The sequence below is a fragment of the Myxococcus sp. CA040A genome, assembly GCF_013336725.1.
In the GTDB taxonomy this organism is placed as follows: Bacteria; Myxococcota; Myxococcia; order Myxococcales; family Myxococcaceae; genus Myxococcus; species Myxococcus llanfairpwllgwyngyllgogerychwyrndrobwllllantysiliogogogochensis.
In genome coordinates this window covers 1315743-1338605 of sequence record NZ_JABUMR010000001.1, presented here as the reverse complement: position 1 = coordinate 1338605, position 22863 = coordinate 1315743, and the positions used below count along the sequence as shown (strand labels likewise).

The 22863-nt window shown below is 69.8% G+C and carries 18 protein-coding genes; 8 read left to right on the top strand and 10 right to left on the bottom strand.

Annotated features, from left to right (window positions below; all coding sequences use genetic code 11):
* Nucleotides 1-1743 carry a DUF885 domain-containing protein gene (locus HUA75_RS05465; protein WP_174485713.1) on the top strand — a complete coding sequence of 581 codons (1743 nt, stop codon included), beginning with the start codon at nucleotides 1-3 and terminating at the stop codon, nucleotides 1741-1743.
* Nucleotides 1744-1846: 103 nt separating this feature from the next.
* Here HUA75_RS05465 and HUA75_RS05460 read toward each other — a convergent pair whose 3' ends face one another.
* The 10 genes from HUA75_RS05460 to HUA75_RS05415 all read right to left on the bottom strand — a co-directional run bounded on the left by HUA75_RS05460 (nucleotide 1847) and on the right by HUA75_RS05415 (nucleotide 14896).
* A complete protein-coding gene (locus HUA75_RS05460; protein WP_371746060.1) occupies nucleotides 1847-2566 on the bottom strand; it encodes a hypothetical protein in 720 nt (239 codons plus the stop codon).
* 50 nt (nucleotides 2567-2616) lie between these two features.
* On the bottom strand, nucleotides 2617-4389 hold the full coding sequence (locus HUA75_RS05455) for a hypothetical protein (protein ID WP_174485712.1): 1773 nt from the start codon (nucleotides 4387-4389) through the stop codon (nucleotides 2617-2619).
* A 51-nt stretch (nucleotides 4390-4440) separates the two neighbouring features.
* Nucleotides 4441-6357, bottom strand: coding sequence for a HEAT repeat domain-containing protein (locus HUA75_RS05450; protein WP_174485711.1), 1917 nt, complete (start codon nucleotides 6355-6357; stop codon nucleotides 4441-4443).
* A 129-nt stretch (nucleotides 6358-6486) separates the two neighbouring features.
* Entirely contained in the window at nucleotides 6487-8676 is a 2190-nt protein-coding gene (locus tag HUA75_RS05445) for a hypothetical protein (RefSeq protein ID WP_174485710.1), read from the bottom strand.
* Nucleotides 8677-8942: 266 nt separating this feature from the next.
* On the bottom strand, nucleotides 8943-9494 hold the full coding sequence (locus HUA75_RS05440) for an ECF-type sigma factor (RefSeq protein ID WP_141643544.1): 552 nt from the start codon (nucleotides 9492-9494) through the stop codon (nucleotides 8943-8945).
* Between the two features lie 368 nt (nucleotides 9495-9862).
* Nucleotides 9863-11620 carry a sensor histidine kinase KdpD gene (locus HUA75_RS05435; RefSeq protein ID WP_174485709.1) on the bottom strand — a complete coding sequence of 586 codons (1758 nt, stop codon included), beginning with the start codon at nucleotides 11618-11620 and terminating at the stop codon, nucleotides 9863-9865.
* On the bottom strand, nucleotides 11617-12324 hold the full coding sequence (locus HUA75_RS05430; protein WP_141643546.1) for a response regulator transcription factor: 708 nt from the start codon (nucleotides 12322-12324) through the stop codon (nucleotides 11617-11619). The genes HUA75_RS05435 and HUA75_RS05430 overlap by 4 nt, the downstream gene beginning before the upstream one ends.
* Nucleotides 12325-12333: 9 nt before the next feature.
* Complete coding sequence (locus HUA75_RS05425) at nucleotides 12334-13572, bottom strand: VWA domain-containing protein (RefSeq protein ID WP_174485708.1); 1239 nt, start codon at nucleotides 13570-13572, stop codon at nucleotides 12334-12336.
* 99 nt (nucleotides 13573-13671) lie between these two features.
* The gene (locus HUA75_RS05420) at nucleotides 13672-14229 is read right to left on the bottom strand and encodes a Uma2 family endonuclease (RefSeq protein ID WP_174485707.1); all 558 of its coding nucleotides are present in this window, start codon (nucleotides 14227-14229) and stop codon (nucleotides 13672-13674) included.
* Nucleotides 14230-14461: 232 nt separating this feature from the next.
* Entirely contained in the window at nucleotides 14462-14896 is a 435-nt protein-coding gene (locus HUA75_RS05415; protein ID WP_141643548.1) for an arginine repressor, read from the bottom strand.
* Nucleotides 14897-15066: 170 nt separating this feature from the next.
* On the opposite strand from HUA75_RS05415, the gene HUA75_RS05410 reads away from it, so the two are divergent.
* The 7 genes from HUA75_RS05410 to argC are packed head-to-tail and all read left to right on the top strand — an operon-like array spanning nucleotide 15067 to nucleotide 22802.
* Complete coding sequence (locus HUA75_RS05410) at nucleotides 15067-16077, top strand: N-acetylornithine carbamoyltransferase (protein ID WP_174485706.1); 1011 nt, start codon at nucleotides 15067-15069, stop codon at nucleotides 16075-16077.
* Between the two features lie 51 nt (nucleotides 16078-16128).
* Nucleotides 16129-17055 (top strand): acetylglutamate kinase, encoded by a 927-nt coding sequence (argB, locus tag HUA75_RS05405; RefSeq protein WP_141643550.1) that lies wholly within the window; start codon nucleotides 16129-16131, stop codon nucleotides 17053-17055.
* Complete coding sequence (locus HUA75_RS05400; protein WP_174453463.1) at nucleotides 17052-18113, top strand: M20/M25/M40 family metallo-hydrolase; 1062 nt, start codon at nucleotides 17052-17054, stop codon at nucleotides 18111-18113. Before argB ends, HUA75_RS05400 begins: the two co-directional genes overlap by 4 nt.
* The gene (gene argH / locus HUA75_RS05395; RefSeq protein WP_174485705.1) at nucleotides 18106-19455 is read left to right on the top strand and encodes an argininosuccinate lyase; all 1350 of its coding nucleotides are present in this window, start codon (nucleotides 18106-18108) and stop codon (nucleotides 19453-19455) included. The genes HUA75_RS05400 and argH overlap by 8 nt, the downstream gene beginning before the upstream one ends.
* A gap of 26 nt (nucleotides 19456-19481) precedes the next feature.
* On the top strand, nucleotides 19482-20675 hold the full coding sequence (gene argG, locus HUA75_RS05390) for an argininosuccinate synthase (protein WP_141643553.1): 1194 nt from the start codon (nucleotides 19482-19484) through the stop codon (nucleotides 20673-20675).
* A gap of 1 nt (nucleotide 20676) precedes the next feature.
* Entirely contained in the window at nucleotides 20677-21738 is a 1062-nt protein-coding gene (locus HUA75_RS05385; protein WP_141643554.1) for a hypothetical protein, read from the top strand.
* Nucleotides 21735-22802 (top strand): N-acetyl-gamma-glutamyl-phosphate reductase, encoded by a 1068-nt coding sequence (gene argC / locus HUA75_RS05380; RefSeq protein ID WP_141643555.1) that lies wholly within the window; start codon nucleotides 21735-21737, stop codon nucleotides 22800-22802. Before HUA75_RS05385 ends, argC begins: the two co-directional genes overlap by 4 nt.
* The last annotated feature ends 61 nt before the right edge of the window (nucleotides 22803-22863 follow it).

Genomic DNA, 22863 nt, shown 5'->3' with positions numbered 1-22863 from the left:
ATGCTCAAAGCCGTTCCCGCTCGCGCGTTGCTTCTCACCGCATGCTGGCTCTTCTGCGCCTGCGCGCGGCAGGTGCCCTCCACCACCCCTGAGTCGCCCTCGGGGAGTGCCCATCCGCCCGAGAGCTTCGCGAAGCTGGTGGACACCATCTTCGAGGCCTCGTTCGACTTCTCTCCGTCGAACGGCACGGCGGTGGGGCTGCATGCCTATGACAGCAAGCTGGAGGACCTGAGCCGGCCTCGCGTCGAGGCCCGCATCCGCGAGCTGGAAACGCTCCTCGCCCGACTGCGCGCCGTGGACCGGGCCTCGCTCTCCTTCGACGACACCATCGACGCGGAGGCCGTGGAGAGCCAGCTGCTCGCGGAGCACTTCGAGCTGAGCGTCGTGCGCGGCTGGGAGCACAACCCCATGCTGTACGCGGGGCTGCCCGGTGGCGCCATCGACGGGCTGATGAAGCGCGACTTCGCGCCGAAGGCCGAGCGGCTGCGCTCGGTGATTGCGCGCCTGAAGGCCGTGCCCGCCGTCTTCGCCGCCGGCAAGGCCAACGTCCAGACGCCGCCGCGCGAGTTCACCGACCTGGCCCTCCGCATGGCGAAGGGCTCCGTGGGCTTCTTCGAGGGCTCGGTGGCGACGTGGGCCAAGGACGCCGCGGGCAACGACGCCGTGCTCCAGTCCTCGTTCCTCGCGGCCAACCGCGCCGCCGTGGCCGCGGTGAAGGACTACGCGCGCTGGCTGGAGACGGACCTGCTGCCGCGCTCCACCGGCAAGTACGCGCTGGGCGAGGAGCGCTTCCTGACCAAGCTGCGCTACGAGGAGATGATTGACCTGCCCCTGCCGGAGCTGCTCGCGCGCGGAGAGGCCAATCTGGAGAAGGACTTCCGCGACTTCGTGGCCACCACGAAGCGCATCGACGCGCGCCTCACTCCGGCCCAGGTGATGGCTCGGATGGAAGAGGACCACCCCACGGCCCAGGACCTCATCCCGTCGGTGCGCCGCTCGGTGGAAGGCGTGCGCGAGTTCCTCGTCGCCAAGGACCTGGTCACCATCCCCTCCGAGGTGCGCCCCCGCGTGGAGGAGACGCCGCCCTACGCACGCTCAGGCTCGTTCGCCTCCATGGACACGCCCGGGCCCTACGAGACGAAGGCCACCGAGGCGTTCTACTACGTCACGCCCGTGGAGCCCGAATGGGACGCGAAGCACCAGGAGGAGCACCTGAGCCTCTACAACGCGCCCGTCGTGTCGGTCATCAACATCCACGAGGTGTGGCCCGGCCACTACCTCCAGTTCCTCTACGCGCCCCGCTTCCCCACGAAGGTCCGCAAGCTGGTCGCCGTGGGCAGCAACGCGGAGGGCTGGGCGCACTACGCCGAGCAGATGATGCTGGACCAGGGCTTCGGAAACGGAGACCCGAAGCCGCGTCTGGCGCAGTTGTCCGAGGCCCTGCTGCGTGACTGCCGCTACGTGGCCGGCATCAAGCTGCACACCGCCGGGTGGACCGTGGAGGACGCCGCGCGCCTGTTCCGCGAGAAGTGCTTCCAGCAGCCGGCCAATGCCTACGAAGAGGCCCGGCGCGGCGCCTACAACCCCACGTACCTCTACTACACGTTCGGCAAGCTGGAGGTGCAGCGGCTGGCCCAGGACTACCAGGCCGCGAAGGGTCCGGGCCTCAAGCAGTTCCATGACGCCTTCGTCGCCCAGGGCAGCCTCCCCTTGCCGCTGGTGCGGCGGCTGCTCCTGCGCTGAAGACCGCGTGCCGCGACGAGGGCCTCGGGCCGGAAGACCCTCGCCGCGACGCGCGGGAGCGCGAGCGTCCCCCAAGACGCCCGCGTTCCTCACGCCCCTCGGGCTAGGTGCACATGCCCGGACGGACGCTGACGCAGCCCGCGGCTCCGCAGCGGGTGAAGAGCGTGCAGCGCCGGGCCTCGAAGTCGCCGAAGGCCCTCACGGAGGTGGAGCGGCGCCCCTCCGATTCCGTCTCCACGCACATGTCGAAGTCGACAATGGGCGTGTTCGGAACCTCGAAGAACGACTCGCCCGGATTGAGCATGCCGCTGGTGGTCGCGCACGTCATCGCGTTCGCGGCCGTCGTCGCGCGGACCTCCACGACGCGCACCGCGCACAGGTTCATGTCCTGGATGCCCACGGTGAAAATCGAGCCCCCCGGGTCACACGCCCCGCCCGTCACGGACTGGCAAGCGCCGCCCACGCAGTTGCCCCCCGCGTTGCACACCTGACCGCCTGACGAGTTGCAGCACGCCTCACCCAGGTCACCGCAGTTGCGGCACACCTCGCCGGCCGACTCCATCACGCACATCAGCGAGCCGCTGCAGACCCCGGAGGCGCCGCTGACGCAGCACTCCTGGCCCTCGGCGCCACACGGGACGCACGCCCCGCTGTTGCACACCAGCCCCGCGTTGCAGCTCGCGGAGTCGGTGCGGCACGCGCAGCCCTGGGTCCCCGCCTGGCTGGGGTCGCAGCTCGGGGTGCTCCCCTGGCAGCTTCCACAGCCCGCCATGACGACCATGCACAGCATCAACAGCCCCCGCAGGGGTGAATTCAGGTTCACGATGGGATTCCTCATTCGCAGAGTCGATGGGAGAACGGTGTCGGTGGGGCTCATGGGCGCAGCACCAGATGCACGGTCTGCCCCTGGCCATCGATGGCGCGGACCAGGACCTCGAAGTCGTCAGAGACGGCCAGCGCCTCCACGAAGCGATAGCCCGCCTTGGTCAGCTCCTCGGGTGCCACCTGCGACAGCGGGACGCTCTTCTTGCCGTCCGGCGTGGAGATGAAGGCCGCCTGCGTCTTGCCATCCTCGGAGGTAGCGGTGCCCACGGCCCAGCCGCTGGTGTTGAGGGACACGGCCTTCCCCGACACGAAGCCCTCGGGCAGGGGCAGCCACTGCACGCCCTCCTTCGAGGACCAGCGGAAGGGCCTCAGCTTCTTGTCGGAGCCGCGCACCGTTCCCAGCACATGGCCCACGTCGTTGAGCGCGGTGACTTCCGACTCCTCGTCCACCAGGACCTGCTGCTCCTTGCGGACGATTCGCACCGCGCGAGCGCCCTTGCTGGTCGCCACGGTCGACGCGGACTCGCCCAGGGCGTTGAAGAAGATGCGGCCCGACGCGAGCCCCGCCAGCCCCTCGTGCTTCATGGGGCCCACCTCGTCCACCAGGTACACGGTGTCCTTGTCATCCGGCCAGCGCACCAGCGGCGTGCCATGGGCATTGCCCAGGAGCGCCTCGTAGCCGTCCACCCACAGCTCCGCGCCTGACTTCACCGTGCTGGACTTCAGGCGGAACGCGCTCGGGCCCTTGGACGTGTACGCGGTGCCGAAGACATCGCCACTGCCGTTGACGCCCTTCACCTCCACGCGGTCCGCATTGAGCACCTCCTGGAGCGGATATGCGACCGACTTCGCGGTGATCAGCGTGTCCGACTCCTGGTTCGCCAGCCGCGCCACCAACGCGCCCCCATTCAGCAGGAAGCGCGGAATGGAGGACGCTGGCAGAAACTGCCAGTACTTGAAGGGGAACACTTCGACGATGCACTTGAAGACCGCGACCTTGAGCGTCTGGCGGATTCCTCCCGACGAGGCCTGGATGACGGTGGGACCGGACCAGTCCGGGGGCAGCCGCATGGTGAAACGCGCGGTGCGCTGGGCCTCGGGGACCCGCACGTTGAGCACGCCCACGCTCGCGTCCACGCTCAGCAACTCCACCAGCGCCCCTCCCGTGGGCGCGGGGCTGCTCAGCGTCACCTCGCCAATCAGCTCCGTCGGGTCCGGCGACTGGCAGCGGTTGGTGGACGTCAGCACGCGAACCGAGGCCAGGCGCGGACGGGGCACACCCGCGTAGGCCACGAACTGGCGGACCGTCACCGGCTCCGTCCAACCGACCTTGATGATGATGTCCGTGTAGCCGTCCACCCAGACCTGGCTGCCGGAGGTCAGCACCAGCTCCACGTTGTGCGGACACGAGGAGTGGGCACAGAACGGGTCATCCGCGCCGCGCACCTGCCGGGCAAAGGCCTTCAGCGTGCCGCGCACTCGCGTGACGCTGTTGGCGCCTCCCAGGTAATAGGGGCTCGGGAGCGTGTCGTCGAAGGTCCAGGTCAGCACGTTGCCGGAGCGCGAGCCGTACAGGTGCAGCACCAGGTCCGAGTTGATGCCGAAGTCGCGCGCGGGGACGTTGAGGTTCAACGATCCGGACGCCTTGGGCAGCAGCCAGTAGCCCGTGGCGTAGTCATTGCCCTTCACATGGATGCGAGCCGCGTTGAGGCGCACGTTCGTCCCGCGCCGCACGTCATCCAGGACGTCCGCCTGGGCCACCGGAGTCAACCAGAGGCCGAGCAAGGCCAGCAGGCCCAGCCTGTTCAAAATGCGTTTCATGAAGACCTCGAATGCGTGGAGTGATTGAGACAGGGAGAGAAAGGCCGAGGCTCAGCCGTCGCGCTGCGCGGAGGACTGGGCCATGAGGGACATGATGCGAGCACGCAGGGAGGACTGCTGCCCCGGGCGCAGCGCGAGGGCCTGGAGCATCTGGTAGATGGGCGCGCTGCCATCGAGCCGGTGGGTGATGACGTTCAGCAATGTGGACTCCGCGCCGGACGCGAGCTGGCCGGAGACGACCCAGGCCCGCAGCCGCTCCAGGTCCGCCGCGTCCAGCGCGCGCGCATCCAGGGCGTCGAGCAGCGCGGACTGCACCGCGCGGTCCTTCTCGAAGCCGAGCGAGTCCAGCAGCATGCGCGTGGCCACTTCCTGCGGCGCGCGACGCAGCGACTCCGCCGCGGCGGCGCGCACCTCCGCCGACTCCGCGCGCAGGTGGGGCCCCGCCTGGTCCAGCACGGACTCCAGGCCGGTGTTGCCCAGCGCGCGCAGCGCATGCGTGCGGTCCTCGTCGCTGCGTGCATCGCGCAGCGCGGCCTCCAGCGGACGTGCGTACGTCGCCACCTCCGGGTCACCCGGAGACAGGTGCGAGATGACGCCCCCCAACGCGTACGCGGACGCCCGCTCGGTTCCCACGTCGTTCGCCGCGCGCGCCTGGGCGTTCATCGCGGTGAGCATCCGCCCCGTCTCCGGCTCGGGCTCGCGGAGAAAGCCGGCGCGCTGCACCATCAGTCCGAAGGAAGCCTCGTGCTCACGGGCCGCCGGCGACTGGAGCAGCGCGCGCATCGTGGCCTGGGCCTCCGCGTGGCCCGCCCCCGCCAGCAGGTCCATGGTGAGCTCGCGCAGTCCTGGCGACACACCCTTGCGCTGGAAGCTCACCGCCAGCTCCCGCACACGCTCGGGCTCCAGCTTGAGCGCGGCGATGGCGCGGCGCACGAAGCCGTCCAGGCCCGCGATGGCCTCGGCGCTCGTCGCGGAGGAGAGCACCTGGAGCACCCGGTCCATCGTCATGCCATCGGCCTGGCTGCGCAGCAGGGCGACCTCCGGGTCTCCCTCGAACGCAATCTGCGCGGGCTGGCGGATGATGGTCTTCTCCCCACCCGTCGCCAGCAGCGGCTTGAGCTGGCGGGAGGCGAACTCCACGCGCAGCCGCATCCGGCGCGACATCAGCGCGCCGCCGTCGGTCCGCGAGGCATCCAGGGACTCGTCGTGGAACACGCCGGCCATGCGGCCCTCCGGGGTGCGCTCGAAACGCGTGAGCGAGCGGAGGTCCTGCTGGAAGGGGGCGTTGCCACCCGCGGCCCGCAGCTTCTGGTAGCGCGAGCGACGGCGCGTCAGTCGCGCGTCACCGTCACCCTCGAAGCGGAAGTGGGCCTCCACGTCGCCCGTCTGGGTGGACTCGACGGCGCTCCACTCGGCGGCGTCACGCAGCTCGGTGGGGAACAGTTCGGCGGCGAGCGTCTGCGTGAGCTGACGGAACATCGGCGGCTCGGCCTCCGAGAAGCGCACGGCCAGCAGCGCGCCCCGCGCATCCAGCTCCACCCACGCGGAGGCAGTCTGGGGAAGGTGCGCCGCCACGGCGGCCGCGTCGGGCAGGAGGACCTGGCCGGACAGGACGGCCTCGTGTCGCTCCAGGGACTTCAGCGCCAGGTGCAGGCGCGTGCCGGTGGGGCGCACCTCGAGCGCCTGGAGCGTCAGCGAGCCTTCCAGGTGCAGCGTGCCATCGAGCGTCGAGGACTCGCCGGCGGAGGGCAGTGGCAGCGACACGCGCTGGAGGTCGTCCCAGACGAAGCGGTAGACGCGCTCCTCGCCCTGGGTCCACTGGTAGAGGGGCAGCCGAGAGTCGCTCACCACGGACGCGGTGTCGGCGCCAGGCGTGGTGGGGCGAGTGAAGTACCAGGCGGACAGCGAGCCGGTGAGCAGCAGGGTGGACAGCACGGCCGTGCGGACGGCGAGCCTCGGGCGACGCATGAAGGACTCCAGGAATCAGACTGAAGAGGACTGGGAAGGAGCCACCCCGGCATGCCCGCACCGGGGTGGATGGAAGGGGGTCCGGCCCCTTCTCGAAGGGAGGGACCGGACCCGGACCCGCACGTGTGGCTAGAAGAGCTGCGCCACCGGCACGGTCACCTGCTGGGTGTAGATGTTGTGCTTCATGCCGAACCCGCTCCAGCTGAAGATGGGGAACTCCGCGTGGGCCGGCCCCAGCTCGGCGTAGAGCATGATGCGGCCGTCGAGGAAGCGCGCCTCGATGTCGAGCTTCGACGTGAGCCGCAGGAACAGCGTGTTCGGGTTCGTCGGGTGCGAGCCCGAGCTCAGGTAGAGGCCGATGTCGCTGTAGAGCGGCAGGTTCACGCGGGTGAGGACCACCTCGCCGCGCACGGCCACCTGGAACTGGGGAATGCCGATGCCCACGGAGGCGAAGCCGTTGACCGTGAGGTAGGGGGTGACGGTGCCGAACAGGTCCACGCCCAGCAGGTCCGCCGCGCAGTCACGGGTGACGGCCCCGCCGAGGGAAATCTTGATGCCCGTCTCCGCGGAGACGCCGCCCTTGACGGTGACGGGGATGAACCACACCAGGAAGGTGGTGGACGCCTGGGCGGCGTCGCTCTTGAAGAAGGGCTTGTCCTCCGCGAAGGTGATGCGCAGCGGGTAGTGCATGTCGTGGTTGTAGACACTGAGGCCCAGCACGCGAGCGCCCAGCTGGAGCCGGATGCCGTTGCCCTCGGTGCCCGCGCCGCCGTGGACGTGGACGACCTCGAACGGCGTGGGGCTGAACACGTTCACATACGCGTTGAACTCCGCGTAGAGCCGCGCGTTGTAGTCACACCACGGGCCCGCGAATCCGAACCCCTTCGCCTTCAGGTCCGCGCCCGGCGCGGTGATTTCCCAGCCCGCCTTGTAGTCGTAGCCACCGCCGAACATGCTGTCGCCGGAGTAGCCACTGTCGCCGTGCTCACCGCCGTGACGCACCAGGCCCGAGGACGGGTCCACCGGCACATCCAGCGCCGCGATGTGCGCGCCGTAGATGTTCAGGTACTGGGTGAGCAGCGAGGAGCTGAGCGTGTAGTCCTTCTGCTTCAGCGTGGAGAGCTTGAGCAGGTCCGCGTTGCGAACGAAGCTCTGCTCGCTGAAGTCGTTGCCCGTCAGGTTCAGACAGGCCTGCAGGTCCGCGGCGCGGCGCGGCGCCATGGCGGCCTCGAGCTGCCCCTTGTAGCGGCGCGGGCTCCAGTCGCAGGACGTCACGTTCGAAGTGTCCAGGCAGCCCTGCTCCTGGGCCTTCACCAGCCGCTCCTCGATGGCCTTGTCGAGCATGTAGAGGTGCTCGCCCACCTGATTGTTCAGCTCCTTCGGGTCCTGGTCCTGCTTCTTGAAGATGAGGACGGCCTGCTGCCACTCGGCGTAGACGGCCTCGCGCCGGCGCAGCAGGGCGGTGAAGACCTCCTGCTCCTCCTGACGCACGGTGAGCACGTCATCGGGGGTCTTGCTGAGCTGCTTGCTCATCGACTCGTGCCAGGCGTCCGTCGGCGTGGCCCACTTGCGGGCCTCCTCGTTGTTGGCCAGGGACGCGGCCTCGCTGGTGAACTCGTAGCCATTGATGCCGTCCGGGTACGGGCCCGGAGCGAACTCGAAGTACGCGTTCTTGGCCACCGCCTGGTCCGCCCAGATGGGCGCCAGCTTCTTCTGGTCGCGGCTGTAGAGCGTGCGGTTGGCGATTCCGTTCGCGCCGTACGCCGCGTTGAAGAGCGCGCGGTAGTCATCACCGTACTGGCCCGCCAGCCGCTCGAAGCGGCTGTAGCCCAGGTACTTCTCGTCCACGAACTCCTGGCACGACGTGATTTGCGTTCCGTTCTTGTCCCAGGCCTCCAACTGGATGAGGTACGCCTTCTCCGCCTTGGTCAGGTTCTCCAGCCGCTTGCGGTAGAGCACCTGGCCCTTGAGCACCTGGCCCGCGAGCCCCTGGTCCATGCCGGTGAAGCGGGTGGTGCCCAGCTTGACGGGCTGGGTCGCCACCGTCGCCGTCTTGCCACCGAGTTCCTCCGGCAACAGCACTACCTTCTTGGCCGCCAGTTCCCAGCGCGCCTTCCACTCCGACTCCGTGAGGTCCTGGCAATACGCGTCGTGGGCCTGGCCGCAACTGCTCGAGCGGTAGTCCACGTTCGCGCACTGCTCGAGCACCGGCGTCGGGCAGTCGGCCGCGAGACTCGCGGGCGCCGCCAGAATCGTCGCCGACAATCCGGCCCAACGCAGCGGGCTCCCCAACAGACCCACCTTCATCCCCTTGGTCATATGCAGCTTCGTCCTTGGTGTGAGGCCGGCTTCGGGCACGGCCCGCGCAGCCAGAGAGCACACGCTGTGCCGCGCGCTTCTCACTCGGGGACACGAGGAGACACGCGGGCCAGACGAGGACCCCGGGACAACAAGGCGATGGGGGCCGTTGCCTGCGAGGCAACACCCCACGCGTGACGAGGCACCAGGCCTCGACGACATGAGTGGGCACCGGGCCTCTCGGTTCGAGGGCCCGGGCTCCGCCAGCCACGCATGGGTTCAGGGAATCAGTGGCCTACGCGCTCGCACAAGCCCAGGCGCGCGTAGGTCCAGTCGCGTCGGACGGTGGCGGGAACCACGCCCAGCACCGCCGCGGTCTCCTGGATGCCCAGGCCCGCGAAGTAGCGCAGCTCCACCACCCGGGCCAGCCGGGGCTTGAACGCCTCCAGCTCCACCAGCACCCGCTCCAGGTCCAGCACGTCGATGTCGACGCCGACCGGAACCTCGAAGACCTCGTCGCGAAGGAACAGCGGCTCGCGCCGCGCATCGCTCCGCCGGGCATTGCGCACCCGCACGCCCTCCACCAGCACCCGGCGCATCGCCTGGGCTCCCGCGCCCAGGAAGTGCTTGCGCCGGTCCGCATCCGCCACGTCTCCCGCGAGACGCAGCCAGATGTCTCGCAGGAGCATCATCGGACGCATGGAAAGGCGGGGTGACTCACCATTCATGTCCGAGTGCGTCATCTCTCGGAGCTCCTGGTACGCCACCCACCGCAGTGCATCCCGAGCCTCCGCGTTCCCGTTGCGAGCGCCGTCCAGCAGCGATGTCATCTCCGACATGCCCATGGTGTCCTCCTGGGTCTCACATCCCATCGAGTCGCTTCGCCACGTCTGCCTACGATTTCGAACGAGGACGCCCGCAAATCTTGAGAACAAAGAATTGTTTTTCGAGGATGCCGACAATTCCCTGCCCGGTGGGATGACCCAACCTGTGCTCTCAAGGTGGGTTGGCGCAATGCGCGCTCGCAAGTATTTCTTATTTTTCTTGTTTATCTACATTTCCAAGGATGACTGGAATACGTTCGCGACGCGGGCGCCCATGCGGGCTCCGCTGCGGGCGTGAGGACGACGTCGACCGCCCGACAGGCGAACGCCTCCCGCACCGGGCAGGCGCCCGCGGCCCCCAGGGAGTCGCGTCGCGGCGGACGTCAGGCGGCGGGAAGCCAGAGCACGAAGCGCGCGCCGCGCCCGCGCACCCGCTCATGGCGAAGGTCTGCGCGCATGCTCCGCGCGAGCCGACGGCAGAGCGCCAGCCCCAGTCCCACGCCGGGCGCGGACTTCGCCGCCGTCTGCACGGACTTGGAGAACGGCTCGAAGAGCTTGCGCGCCGTGGCCACGTCCACGCCCGGCCCGTGGTCCCTCACCACCAGCCCCACCGTCGCGCCACGCCGCTCCAGTTGCACGAGGATGCGCTTGTCCACCGCGCTCGCCGCGTACTTGGAAGCGTTGTCCACCAGGTTGAAGAGCACCTGCTCCACCGCCGACGGGTCCGTCAGCACCACCACGTCGGCAGGCACCTCCACGCACAGCGACATGCCCGCCTGGAGCGCGCGCTGAGAAAGCCGCTCCTCCATCCGGGACAGCAGCGTGCCCACCGCCACCCGCTCCAGCCTCGCGGGGGTGCGTCCCCGTTCGATGCGGGCATAGGCCAGCACGTTCTCCACCAGGTGGCTCAGCCGCTCCGCCTCGCGGTGGAGGATGTCGAAGTATTCCTGGCGGCGCTCCGCGTCGGGGACCATCCCCGCCGACAGCATCTCCGTGTACATCCGGAACGTCGTCAGCGGCGTGCGCAGCTCATGCGTCACCGCCGAGACGAACGCGCCCCGCCGCTCGCTCAGCGACATCACCCCGCCCAGCAGCGACACCACGGCCACGCCCGCGAGTACCACGCCACTCCACGCCACCATCAACACCAGGGGCAGTGAGGACAGCGCGCCGGATGAGCCCTCCTCGCCGGGTGCCGCGCCCGGCACGAGCCGCACGGGCAACGACGCCAGCAGCCGCCCCTCCCCCTTCGCTGTCTCGGAGCCCTTCACCGGCTCCAGCGTCGCGCCCGGCAGCAGGTCCTCCACCTTCCCCTGCAGCCAGCGCTGAAGCGCGGGCCAGTCCAGCCAGCAGCCCTGGAGATATTCCTGACCGTCGACCTGGACACGCCGGCCGAGCAGCAGGGCATCCCCCACCCAGATGGCCCGCATCTCCTCGACCACTTCGCGTGCGGCCACGTTCTCCGCCGGCGCCATGTTGCCGTAGCCCACCAGGTTCTGGCTCGCGGCCTGGCGCGCGCTGCGGGAGCGCGCATCGAACTCGCTCGCGTTCTTCGTCCACTGGAGCGCGTCCCCCAGCTTGTTCCCACTCGCCCGCCGCGCCACGGGCTCCCCATCCGAGGGCGCACGCATCGCCAGCGCCTCCCTCACGTTGGCGCTCCGCAGTAGCAGCGACACGCGCTCCAGCCGCTCGCGCAGGACGTCCGCGTCGACCCCCGGGTGCGCCAGGTGGGCCAGGCTCCGCAGCTCGGGCTCCATCACCTGGGGCGAGGACACCTCGCCATCAGGCCCCATCTGGAAGTGAAGCAGGACGTGCTCCGGCGGGCCCGAGAGCAGGGGCGAGGCCACCCAGGCCTGTCCCCTGGCAAGGGGACGCCGCTGTCCGTCCAGGATGCCGCGCGCGGGAGCCACGGCCGCATACGACTCCACCGCCACCGCGCTCTCACGTGCCACCAGCGGCAGCAGCTCCGAGTCGAGCCGCCACAGCGCCAGCCGCACGTTCTCCTCTCGCGCCGCGCTCTCACGTGCCTGACGGTCCGTGCGGTCCAACCGCAAGGCGAAGACGGACAGCCACACCACTCCGGCCAGGGCGAGCAGCAGACAGGCGCTCACCGCGAGCCAGACACGCCAGGAGCGAATCATCCCGGGCCGCCCGGCGCGGAGAACATGTAGCCCTTGCCTCGCACCGTGAGGATGACGCGGGGCTCGGCCGAGTCGTCGCGCAGCTTCTCCCTGAGGCGCGCCATCGTCATGTCCACCGTGCGCGTCTGCACGCTCCTCGCGGGCAGGTGCCAGACGCGCTCCAGCAGCTCTTCCCGGGAGATGGCCCGGTTGGCGTTGTCGCCCAGGTAGCGCAGCGCCTCGGCCTCGCGCTCGGAGAGGTCCGTCCGGGAGCCGTCGTCGAAGCTCAGCTCCCGGCGCTCCACCACGAAGTGGCCTCCGGGGAAGTCCACGCGGGAGGCGCCCTGGGGCCGCTCCGCCGAGCGTCGGAGCACCGCGCCCGCGCGTGCCAGCAACTCACGCACCGAGAAGGGCTTCACCACGTAGTCGTCCGCGCCGAGCTTCAGCCCCATCACCCGGTCCTCCTCCTGGCCCCGGGCGGTGAGGATGATGACGGGCAGCGTCGGCCGGCTCTTTCGCACGGCCCGGAGCAGGTCCAGCCCGTCACCGTCCGGGAGCACCAGGTCCAGCAGCACCAGGTCCACCGGCGTGCGCTCGGCCAGCCGCTGGCCTTCCTCCCGCACGCCCGCTTCGAGGACCTCGTAGCCCTCGAAGCGAAGCGCATCCACGATTCCGCGCCGGATGGCGGGGTCATCCTCGACGACGAGTACTCGGCGCGCGGCCATGACGGCATCCTACTCCAAGGTGAACTGACGCTTCGTCGCCTCGCGACGCACCACCTGACCGATGACCCCGTCCAGCGTGGACTCCTCCTCCGTGGGATTCTTCTTGCGAGCCTCCGCGAGGAACTCCTGACGCTGCCGGCCCAGCTCCTGGATGCGCTGCTGCAGCGCCGCCCGCTCCTTCTCCCGGGCCTCCAGCCACGCCTTGCGCCCGTCGCCGTCCAGGTTGCGCATCGGCTCGGGCAGGTCATCGGCGGCGACCGCGCCCAGGTCCACCTTGTTCTTCTTCACCGCGTCCACCAGGTCCCAGCTCTCGTTGGAGTAGTTCCCGGAGGACTTCGCCACCGAGCGCGCCGCCATGTTCTGCACCGACACGCCGCGCGAGAGGCTGTCCTGCTCCTGCTGCCGCATCTGGCTCGCCTTGCCCGCGGCGCCGCCATAGACGACGTAGGTCTTGTTCAGCTCGGTGCCGAGCCGGGCAATCTCCTCGTCCTGCGGCGCGGGCAACTCCACCACCTTCTGGTTCTGGTCGATGTTCATGTAGCTGCCATCGGCGAGCGTGGCGGCCGCCTTCCACTGGTCCGAGATGCCCTGCTCGTAACCACCGCAGTGGATGGTGTTCACGGTGATGCCCCGCTTGCTGGCGGCGGACACGGCCTCGCGGAAGTCGACGGGGCCCTGGGTGAAGGTTTCGTTGCCGGCGATGAAGATGAGCCGCATCGCGTCCGGGTTCGTGCTCCACGCGAGCTTCTGGCTGGCCTCCTGGATGACCTCGCCGCAGTGCTCGGAGCCACCGGAGGTCCTCAGGGCGAAGAGGCGCTCGGAGATGGCGTCCAGGTCCGTGGTGAAGGGCGTCAGCAGGCGAATCTCATTCGAGCCCGCGCCCTCCCCGGCGTAGCCGTAGGCGTAGAGGGCCAGTTCGAGCCTCGGAGCGGCGCCCCCACGTCGGGCCTGAGAGAAGCGGTTCACGATGTTCCACAGCTGCGTGCGGGCCTGGTCCAACAGGCCGTCCATGCTGCCGCTGGTGTCCAGCAGCAGGGCAATCTGGATGACGGGGGCCGAGGCATCGGCCGGCGCGGGCTTCGTCGGGGTGGGGACCTCCACGCGAGGAGGAGGGGCCACCGCCACGGGGGCGGGACGCGGCACCTCGGGAGGAGGCGGGGTGGACGCGGGCTTGCCCAGCAGGAGCGCGGAGAGCGCGAGCACCGTGGCCGAGCCAAGGATGACAGGGAGCTTGAGGGCCGGTTTCATCGTGAGTCCTTTCGTACGGCGGTGCCCTGAAGAGCACGCTGGGACAGTAACGATGGAGACCGTCCGAAAGGTGTAACCGCCGTGTAACCAGGTGCGTGGCTACCGCGCGTCCCAGAGGAAACCCAGCTCCAGCTCGAAGTCCTCGAAGGGCTCCGCGCGAACCCTGGCGAGCGCCTCGTGAATCACAGGCGGGGCGTAGCTTCGACCTTCGAGGCGATGGACCTCCAACGTCCGGGCTATCGGGTCGATGATCCAGACATGGCGCACGCCTTCGCGGGCATACAGGGGCAGTTTCAGGGAGCGGTCCAGTCGTGACGTGGAGGGGGACAGCACCTCGCAGACCCAGTCAGGGACGACCGTGAAGCCCACTGTCTGCGGAAGTTCTGGCATCCGCTCACGTCGCCAGCCCGCGAAGTCCGGGACGAGGACATTGCCCCCGGACAGATGAAGCTCCGGTTCGAAGAGGAGAAACCAACCTCCGGGCCCGCCTCGTCCCCGGTCGAACGGTCCGCTCAGCTCTCCCCCCAGCCGGGATGCCGCCAGCGCGTGCCGCGGCGCTGGCCGAGGGCTGACGTGCAACTCCCCATCAATGAGCTCCCCGACCACCGTCTCGGGAAGTGCCTCCAGGTCCGCATAGGTGGCCGGTTTCTTGTCCATGACGTCCCCATATCCAACAGCCTCGCCGCCCAACCCCAGTTCCATGGTCATTCGAGGGGAATAACACGGGGGTCTGACGTGTGAGGGTGTCCATTCAGCAGCCTCCCTCACAGGTTGTATCGACTGGACAGCGGACGCAAGGGGGCGAAGCACCGCCACGCGACTCGGTCCACGCATGCGCACGTCGTGCAATCACGCGGCCAGTGAGCGCCACGGCCCTGGCACCGCCGACTCAGGCGCTCCGGAGCATCAGCCGCTCCACGACGGAGCGCACCTCACGCAGCCGCGCGGGGTCCGTCACGGCGACGAAGATGGTGTCGTCGCCAGCCACCGTGCCAGCGAGCCCCGGCACCTCCGGTTCTCGGTCCAACGCCAACGCCAGGGCGGGCGCGTAGCCAGGCCCCGTCTTCACCACGAGCATGTTCGGCGGAGCCTCGATGATGCTGACGCGCTGCCGCTCGGTGGCCACCACCGGCTCCATCGACGCGCGCTGATAGCGCCCGCCGACCTTCTGCACGCCCAGCTTCTTCAGCCGCCGCGACAGCGTGGACTGGCTCGGGGCCTGCCCTTCCGCCTCCAGCAGCTCCTGCAAGACCGCCTGATCGCTGATCTCCCGCTCCGAGATGAGCCGAAGGATTTCGTCGTCCAGGTTCATTCCCACCACCATGCATGCGCGTGAATTTCCATGCAAGGAACCCGCATGAAAGATTGCGGGAACATTACCCTTGCGCGTCGCGTCTTTCTGCATAATATCCGCGCCCCATTCGCGGAAATGCACGCATGCTGGTGCATATTCATCCACCTATGCATCCGGTCCAGGCCGGGGAGCGCAGGCCCATGAAGCACGTCACGCACATCAAGGATCTCGGCCCCGCGGGTGTAGAGGCCATCCTCGCGCAGGCCGCGGCCTGGAAGCAGACGCCTCCGGGTCGTCATCTGGAGGGGAGCATCCTCGGGATGGTGTTCTTCAACCCGTCGCTGCGCACGCGCACCTCGTTCGAGGCGGTGATGCTGCGCGGGGGTGGCAACGCCATCATCCTGGATGTCGGCTCGGGCGTGTGGAAGCTGGAGCACCGCGAGGGCGCGGTGATGAACCTGGACCGGGCCGAGCACCTCAAGGAGGCCGCGCCCGTCCTCTCGCGCTTCGTGGACATGCTGGGCGTGCGGACCTTCTCGCAGGGTGGCGGCGACGAGGAGGACGAGGTCGACCCCATCATCAACGCGTTCCGCAAGTGGGCCACCGTTCCCGTGGTCAGCATGGAGTCCGCGCGCGAGCACCCCTGCCAGGGTCTGGCGGACATGCTGACCTTGCGCGAGACGTTCGGCACCACGAAGAAGCTGCCCGTGACGCTGACGTGGGCGCCGCACATCAAGCCGCTGCCCAAGGCGGTTCCGAACTCGTTCCTCCTGAGCGCGGCGGCGGCCGGCTGTGAGGTGCGCGTGGCGCATCCTCCTGGCTTCGAGCTGCACCCCGCGGTGCGCGCGGAGGCGGAGGCGTACGCCAAGGCCACCGGCGGCAGCATCACCTACACCCACGACCAGGACGAGGCGCTCGCCGGCAGCCGCGCCGTCTACGCCAAGTCGTGGGGCCCGACGGCCGCCGCGGCCTTCTCCCCCAACGACGTCACCGCGCTGCTCGCGTCGTATTCCGGGTGGATGCCCACGCTGCGCACCATGGCGAACGCGGCGAAGGATGCCGCTTTCCTGCACTGCCTCCCCGTGCGTCGCAACGTGGAGGTCGCCGATGAGGTCCTGGACCACTCCAGCAGTCGCGTGGTGGACGAGGCGGGCAACCGCTTCCACGTCCAGCGCGCCCTGCTCCACTGGATGCGCTCGCAGTCCCGCTGAGCGGCGCCACCCAGGCGCGCCTCTCCCCTTCTCTTCATTTCGAGGTCTCCCGTGCCCTTGTCACCCGACCCGTACTCCGCGCTTCGCAACGCCGCGCGCTATGTGCAGCAGTTCCGCCGCAAGACGTTCGTCGTGAAGCTCGGCGGCGCCATGCTGAGCGACCCGCGTCTGCGCCGCTCCGCGTGCGAGCAGATTGCCCTGCTGTGGACGTTCTCCATCCGCCCCGTCGTCGTGCACGGCGGCGGGCCCGAGCTGGACACGCTGTGTGACGCCCTCCACCTTCCGGTGGAGAAGGTGGCCGGCCGTCGCGTGACGTCCGCACCCGTGCTGGACGCGGCGAAGATGGTGCTCGCCGGCAAGCTGCACACGGACCTGCTCGCGGACCTGCAGGCGGCGGGCGTGCCCTCCGTGGGCCTGAGCGGCGTGGACGCCGGGCTCATCAAGGCGCGCAAGCGTCCTCCCGTCATGGTGACGGAGCCGGGGGCCACCGAGGGCCGGCTGGTGGACTACGGCCTCGTCGGCGACATCGAGGCGGTGGACACGCGCGTGGTGGAGCACCTGCGCTCGGCCGACTACGTGCCCGTCATCGCGCCCCTCTCCGGCGGCGCGGACGGCGCCGTCTACAACACCAACGCGGACACCGTGGCGGCGGCGCTGTCGGTGGCCCTGTCGGCGGAGAAGCTCTTCTTCCTCGTCCAGGTGCCGGGCCTGCTGCGCGACTTGAATGACCCGACGTCGCTGGTGACGCTGGCGAACCTGACGGACCTGGCGACCATGGAGAACACGGGCGCCATCTCCGGCGGCATGCGTCCCAAGGCGCACGCCATCCGCCACGCGCTGGTGGGCGGCGTGGGCAGCGTGCACCTGGTGAGCGGCGTGGCGCCCAACGCGCTGTTGGAGGAGGTCTTCACCAACGAGGGCAGCGGGACGATGGTGGTGCGCGAGAAGGCGCCGAAGAACGCGGGGAACGGGGGATGAAGGCGGCGGAGCTGCTCCAGGCGCTGGTGGCCATCCCCAGCGTTTCGGGTGACGAGCGACTCATCGCGGACACGGTGTCCGGGTGGGCGGAGGGCTGGGGTGCGCGCGTCCAGCGGAAGGGCCACAACGTGTGGTTCTCCGTGGGAAGCGGGCCACGCCGACTGCTCGTCAACTCGCACCTGGACACGGTGAAGCCGTGCGCCGGGTGGACGTACGCGCCCCACGCGCCCGAGTGGCGAGAGGACCGCCTGTACGGCCTGGGCAGCAACGACGCCAAGGGCTGCGTGACGGGGATGCTCGTCGCGGCCCGGACGCTCCTGAAGGAAGGTCCGCCCGCGGGTGGAGAAATCGTCTTCGCCTTTACCGCCGAGGAGGAGACCGGAGGCCAGGGCCTGGGCACGCTGCTGCCGGACCTGGGGCCGCTGGACGCCGCGGTGGTGGGCGAGCCCACGAGCCTCAAGCCCTGCACGGCCCAGCGGGGCATGCTGCTCTTGCGCTGCACCGCGCACGGCCGCAGCTCGCATGTCGCGCACGCGCACAACGCGCAGGCGGTGAACGCCATCCACGTCGCGGCCGGAGACATCTCCACGCTGGCGGAGCTGCGCTTCCCGTCCCACCCGCTGCTGGGTGAGGCGCGGGCCCAGGTGACGCAGATTTCCGGAGGGCTGGCGCGCAACCAGGTGCCGGACGCCTGCGAGTTCTTCGTGGACCTGCGCACCACGCCGAGCATGGACCACGCGCAGGTGGCGACCCAGCTCGGTGGCGTGTTGAAGAGCGAGGTGAAGGTGCACTCGGCGCGGTATCTGCCGAAGGCGACGCTGTCGCATCAGCCCATCGTCCGGGCGGCCATCGCCGCGTCGGGCGAAGAGCCCGTGGGCTCCAGCACCACGTCCGACTGGGCCTTCCTGGGCGAGCTGCCCACGGTGAAGGTGGGCCCGGGCGACACGCTGAGAAGCCACCTGGCGGACGAGTTCATCACCCTGGCGGAGCTGGAAGCTGGCGCCGCCTTCTACACGCGCCTTCTGCGCGGCTACTTCGAGGAGGTGGCCCGTGGCTGAGACTCTGTGGGGCAAGGGCGCCGCGCTGGACGCGGTCATCCACCGGTTCACCGTGGGCGACGACCCCGTCGTGGATCTGGCGCTGACCCCGCACGACGCGCTGGGCAGCGCCGCGCACGCGCGCATGCTGGGCAAGGTGGGCCTGCTCAAGCCCGAGGAGTCCCGGGCGCTCGTCGGCGCGCTGAAGACGCTGCACGACGAGGCGCGTGCGGGCCACTTCACCATCCGCCCCGAGCAGGAGGACGGACACACTGCGCTGGAGGCCGCGCTGGTGGAGCGCGTGGGCGAGCCGGGCAAGCGCATCCACCTGGCGCGCTCGCGCAATGACCAGGTGCTGCTCGCGGTGCGCCTCTTCCTGCGTGAAGAGGTCCTCGCGCTCGGCGCGGGCGCGGTGAAGCTGGCGGAGGCCTTCCTGGACTTCGCGCAGGCGCACGCCCATGTGGCGATGCCGGGTTACACCCATCTGCGGCGCGCGATGCCGTCGACGTTCGGCATGTGGGGCATGGCCTTCGCGGAGGGTCTGCTGGAGGAGCTGGAGGCGCTGCGCGGCGTGTGGGGACGGCTGGACCGCTGCCCGCTCGGCGCCGCCGCGGGCTTCGGCGTGCCGCTGCCCATCGACCGCGAATACGTCGCTCAGCTGCTCGGTTTCAGTCGGGTGCAGAGAAGCCCCATCGACGCGCAGAACGGACGCGGCCGTCACGAGTCCGCGGTGCTGGGCTGGGCCTGCAGCGTCGCGGGCACGCTGGAGAAGTGGCTGTGGGACGTGCAGCTCTACAGCACGGACGAGTTCGGATTCCTCGGGCTGCCGGATGCGTTCACCACCGGCTCCTCCATCATGCCGCAGAAGAAGAACCCGGACGTGGTCGAGCTGGCGCGCGGGCGATGCCGCGAGCTGCGAGGACTGGCGCACCAGGTGGAAGCGGTGGCGGGCGGCCTGCCCTCCAGCTACCACCGCGACTTCCAGTTGCTCAAGCGCCCCACCTTCGCGGCGCTGGCCTCCAGCCGTGCGCTCCTGGACGTGCTCTCCCGTCTGGTGCCGGTGCTCCAGGTGAAGGCGGACGCCGCCGCGCGCGCCTGCGACGACACGCTGTACGCGGCCCACCACGCCTACACGTTGGTGGCCGGAGGACAGGCCTTCCGCGACGCCTACCGGCAGGTGGGCCGGGAGCTTTCGGACGGCACGTTCCACCCGGACCGCGAGGCATTGACGGCCACCCACCTGGGTGGCGCCGGAAACCTGGGGCTGCCCCAGGCCCGTGAGGAGCTGGCCGCCGCGCGCGCCTGGCTCGACGACACCCACCGCGCCCTGGCCACGGCCACCGCGCGCGTGTGGGACGTATGAACGCCTTCCCCGTGAGGAGTGACGACATGAGCAAGAAGAACGTGGTGCTGGCCTTCTCCGGCGGACTCGATACCGCTTTCTGCACGGTGTACCTGCGCGAGCAGGGCTACGCCGTCACCACCGTCACCGTGGACACGGGCGGCTTCCCGCCCGAGCAGCTCGCGAGCATCGCGGCCCTGTCCGCGAAGCTGGGCGCCGTGGAGCACATCAAGGTGGACGCGCGCGGCACCCTCTTCCAGGGCTACCTGCGCTACCTCATCGCCGGCAACGTGCTGCGCGGGCAGCTCTACCCCCTGAGCGTGTCCGCGGAGCGGGCGTGCCAGGCCGTGGAGGTCGTCCGCGTGGCGCGCGAGAAGGGCGTGCAGTCGCTGGCGCACGGCAGCACCGGCGCGGGCAATGACCAGGTGCGCTTCGACGTCGCGTTCCGCTCGCTGGCCGGTGATTTGGAGCTGCTCACCCCCATCCGCACGCTGGGCCTGAGCCGCAAGGAAGAGCTGTCCTTCCTGGCCGAGCGCGGCATCCACATGCCGCCGAAGCTGGGCTCCTACTCCGTCAACGAGGGCATGTGGGGCACGTCCGTGGGCGGCAGCGAGACGCTCAACTCGTGGAGCGCGCTGCCCGAGGCGGCCTTCCCCTCCGGGGAGATTCCCACCGACTTGAAGCCTCGTCCCCTGACGGTGGGCTTCGAGCAAGGCATCCCCGCGTCGCTGGACGGCAAGGCGCTGGGGCCGGTGGAGCTGGTGGAGGCGCTCAACGTGCTGGGGCGCCAGTACGGCATCGGCCGGGGCATCCACCTGGGCGACACCATCCTCGGCATCAAGGGCCGCGTGGGCTTCGAGGCGCCGGCCGCGCACCTGCTCATCACCTCGCACCGCGAGCTGGAGAAGCTGGTGCTGTCCGGCAAGCAGCTCTTCTGGAAGGAGACCGTGGGCAACCTCTACGGCTCGCTGCTGCACGAGGGGCACTTCTTCGACCCGCTCGTGAAGGACCTGGAGGCGTTCCTCACCTCCTCGCAGGACCGGGTGACGGGCGAGGTGCGGCTCGTGTTGCACCCTCGCTCCATCGTGGTGGAAGGCGTGCGCTCGCCCTATTCGTTGATGGACGCGAAGGTGGCGACGTACGGGGAAGCGAACGTGTTGTGGACGGGCTCGGAGGCCGCTGGCTTCGCCAAGCTGTACGGCGTCGCGCAGATGCTCTCGCACCGGGCGAAGGGAGGCTGACATGAAGGTCTTCGTCGACAAGGTGGGAAGCGTCACCCGCAACCTGGGCCTGGGGCGCACCGTGCACCTCACGCCCGAGGTCAAGGCCGAGGAAGGCGCCGTCATCGCCATCCGCATCCACGGGGAGAAGACGGTCTACAACCAGCTCGAGGACGTCCACGGGCGCCTCGTCACGCTGCACGCGGGCGACATCATGGTGGGCGCCCTGGGGCACCGCAACGCGCTGCACGGCTACGAGGGCGTGGTGCCGGAGTCCGTCACCGTGGGTCAGCGGCTGCACGTGCTGAACATGGGCGGCGTCATCGGCAAGTGCACGTCGCACAACCCCGGCGTGGGCATGCCCTTCGAGGCGGAAGTGCTGGGCCAGGTGCTCGAGTTCCCGGAGCTGATGTCGCGCAACGGGCAGCCGGCGCACGTGATGTCCGGCGCGCTCAAGGGCACGAACGTGGCGGTGAAGTGCCCCGTCGTCTACGTGGTGGGCACGTGCATGAACGCGGGCAAGACGTTCGCCGCCAGCGCCATGGTGCGCAGGCTGGCGCAGGCGGGCTACCGCGTGGGCGGCGCGAAGCTCACGGGCGTGTCGCTGATGCGGGACACGCTGAGCATGCAGGACTCCGGCGCGGACGTGGTGATGGACTTCACCGACGCGGGCATCGTCTGCACGGGGCCGCGCACGGCGGCGCGCGTGGCCAGGGTGCTGTTCTCCGAGCTGGCGGTGTCCGACGTGGACGTCATCGTCGCGGAGACGGGCGACGGCATCATGGGTGAGTACGGCGTCCAGGCGATTCTGGCGGACCCGGAGCTCAAGGCCCTCGCGGGCGCGTGGGTGATGTGCGCCAACGACCCGGTGGGCGCGGCCGGCGGCGTGCGGCACCTGAAGGAGACGTACGGCATCGACGTGGACGTGCTGGCCGGTCCGGCCACGGACAACGCGGTGGGCGTGCGCTTCGTGGAGCAGGTTGTCGGCGTGCCGGCGCGAAACGCTCGCGCGGACCCGGCGGCGCTGGGTGGTCTCATCCTGGAGAAGCTCTCGCCGAAGCTGGGCGCGGGGAGGAAGTCATGACGCGGGCGCATATCTACATCCTGGGGGCCTCCGGTTTCGGCGGAGGCGAGCTGTTGCGGATTCTCTCCGGGCACCCGGCCGTGGCCGGCATCCGCGTCGTGTCCCGGCACCACGCGGGCGAGCCCGTCCACAAGGTGCATCCGCATCTGCGCGGCCTGGTCGACGCGAAGTTCGAGGCGGAGCCGGACTGGCGCTGGCTCGCGGACTCGCAGCAGCCCGTGCTGTTCAGCGCGCTGGGGCACGGTGAGCTGGCCACGCAGTTCCTCGGCCTGGAGAAGAAGTGGGCCGAGGTGGGGCTCGCCGACCGCCTGCTGCTCGTGGACCTGTCCTCCGACTTCCGGTTGGACCACCCGGGACGGTACGCGGGCGCCTATGGCAAGCCGCACCCCGCGCCAGACCTGCTGGGCACCTTCACGTACGGCCTCACCGAGTGGAAGCGCGAGGAGATCAAGGGCGCCCGGCGCATCGCCAACCCCGGCTGCTTCGCCACCGCGGTGCAGCTGGCGCTCTTGCCCATCGCGTCCACGCCGGGCCTGGGCCTGCTGGCCGTCTCGGGCGTGACGGGCTCCTCCGGCTCCGGCTCACTGCCGGGCGAGGGCACGCACCACCCGACGCGCGCGCATGACTTCCGCGCGTACAAGCCGCTGGAGCACCAGCACGAGGCCGAAGTCGAGGTCATGTTGGTGGCCCACGGCGCGCAGCGCCACCGGCTGGCCTTCGTGCCGCACTCGGCGCCCATGGTGCGCGGCATCTTCGCCACCGTGCAGTTCGAGTGGCCCGAGCACGGCGGCGCGGTGGTGACGCAGTCGCTGACGGACAAGTTCCGCCGCTATTACGAGGGCTCCAAGTTCGTCCGCATCGTCGAGGGCACGCCGCGCGTCGCCGCCGTCACCGGCAGCAACTTCTGCGACATCTCCGTGGCGACGAAGGGCCGCTCCGTGGCCGTCATGGCCGCGCTGGACAACCTGGTGAAGGGCATGGCCGGCCAGGCCGTGCAGAACTTCAACGTGTCCCTCGGCTTTCCCGAGGACACCGGGCTGCGTCAGGCCGCCTGCTACCCGTGAACGACGCCGCACCCGCTCCGGTGGCCTCGGAGCGGGCGCGGTGGCCCACGGCCTGCTTCGC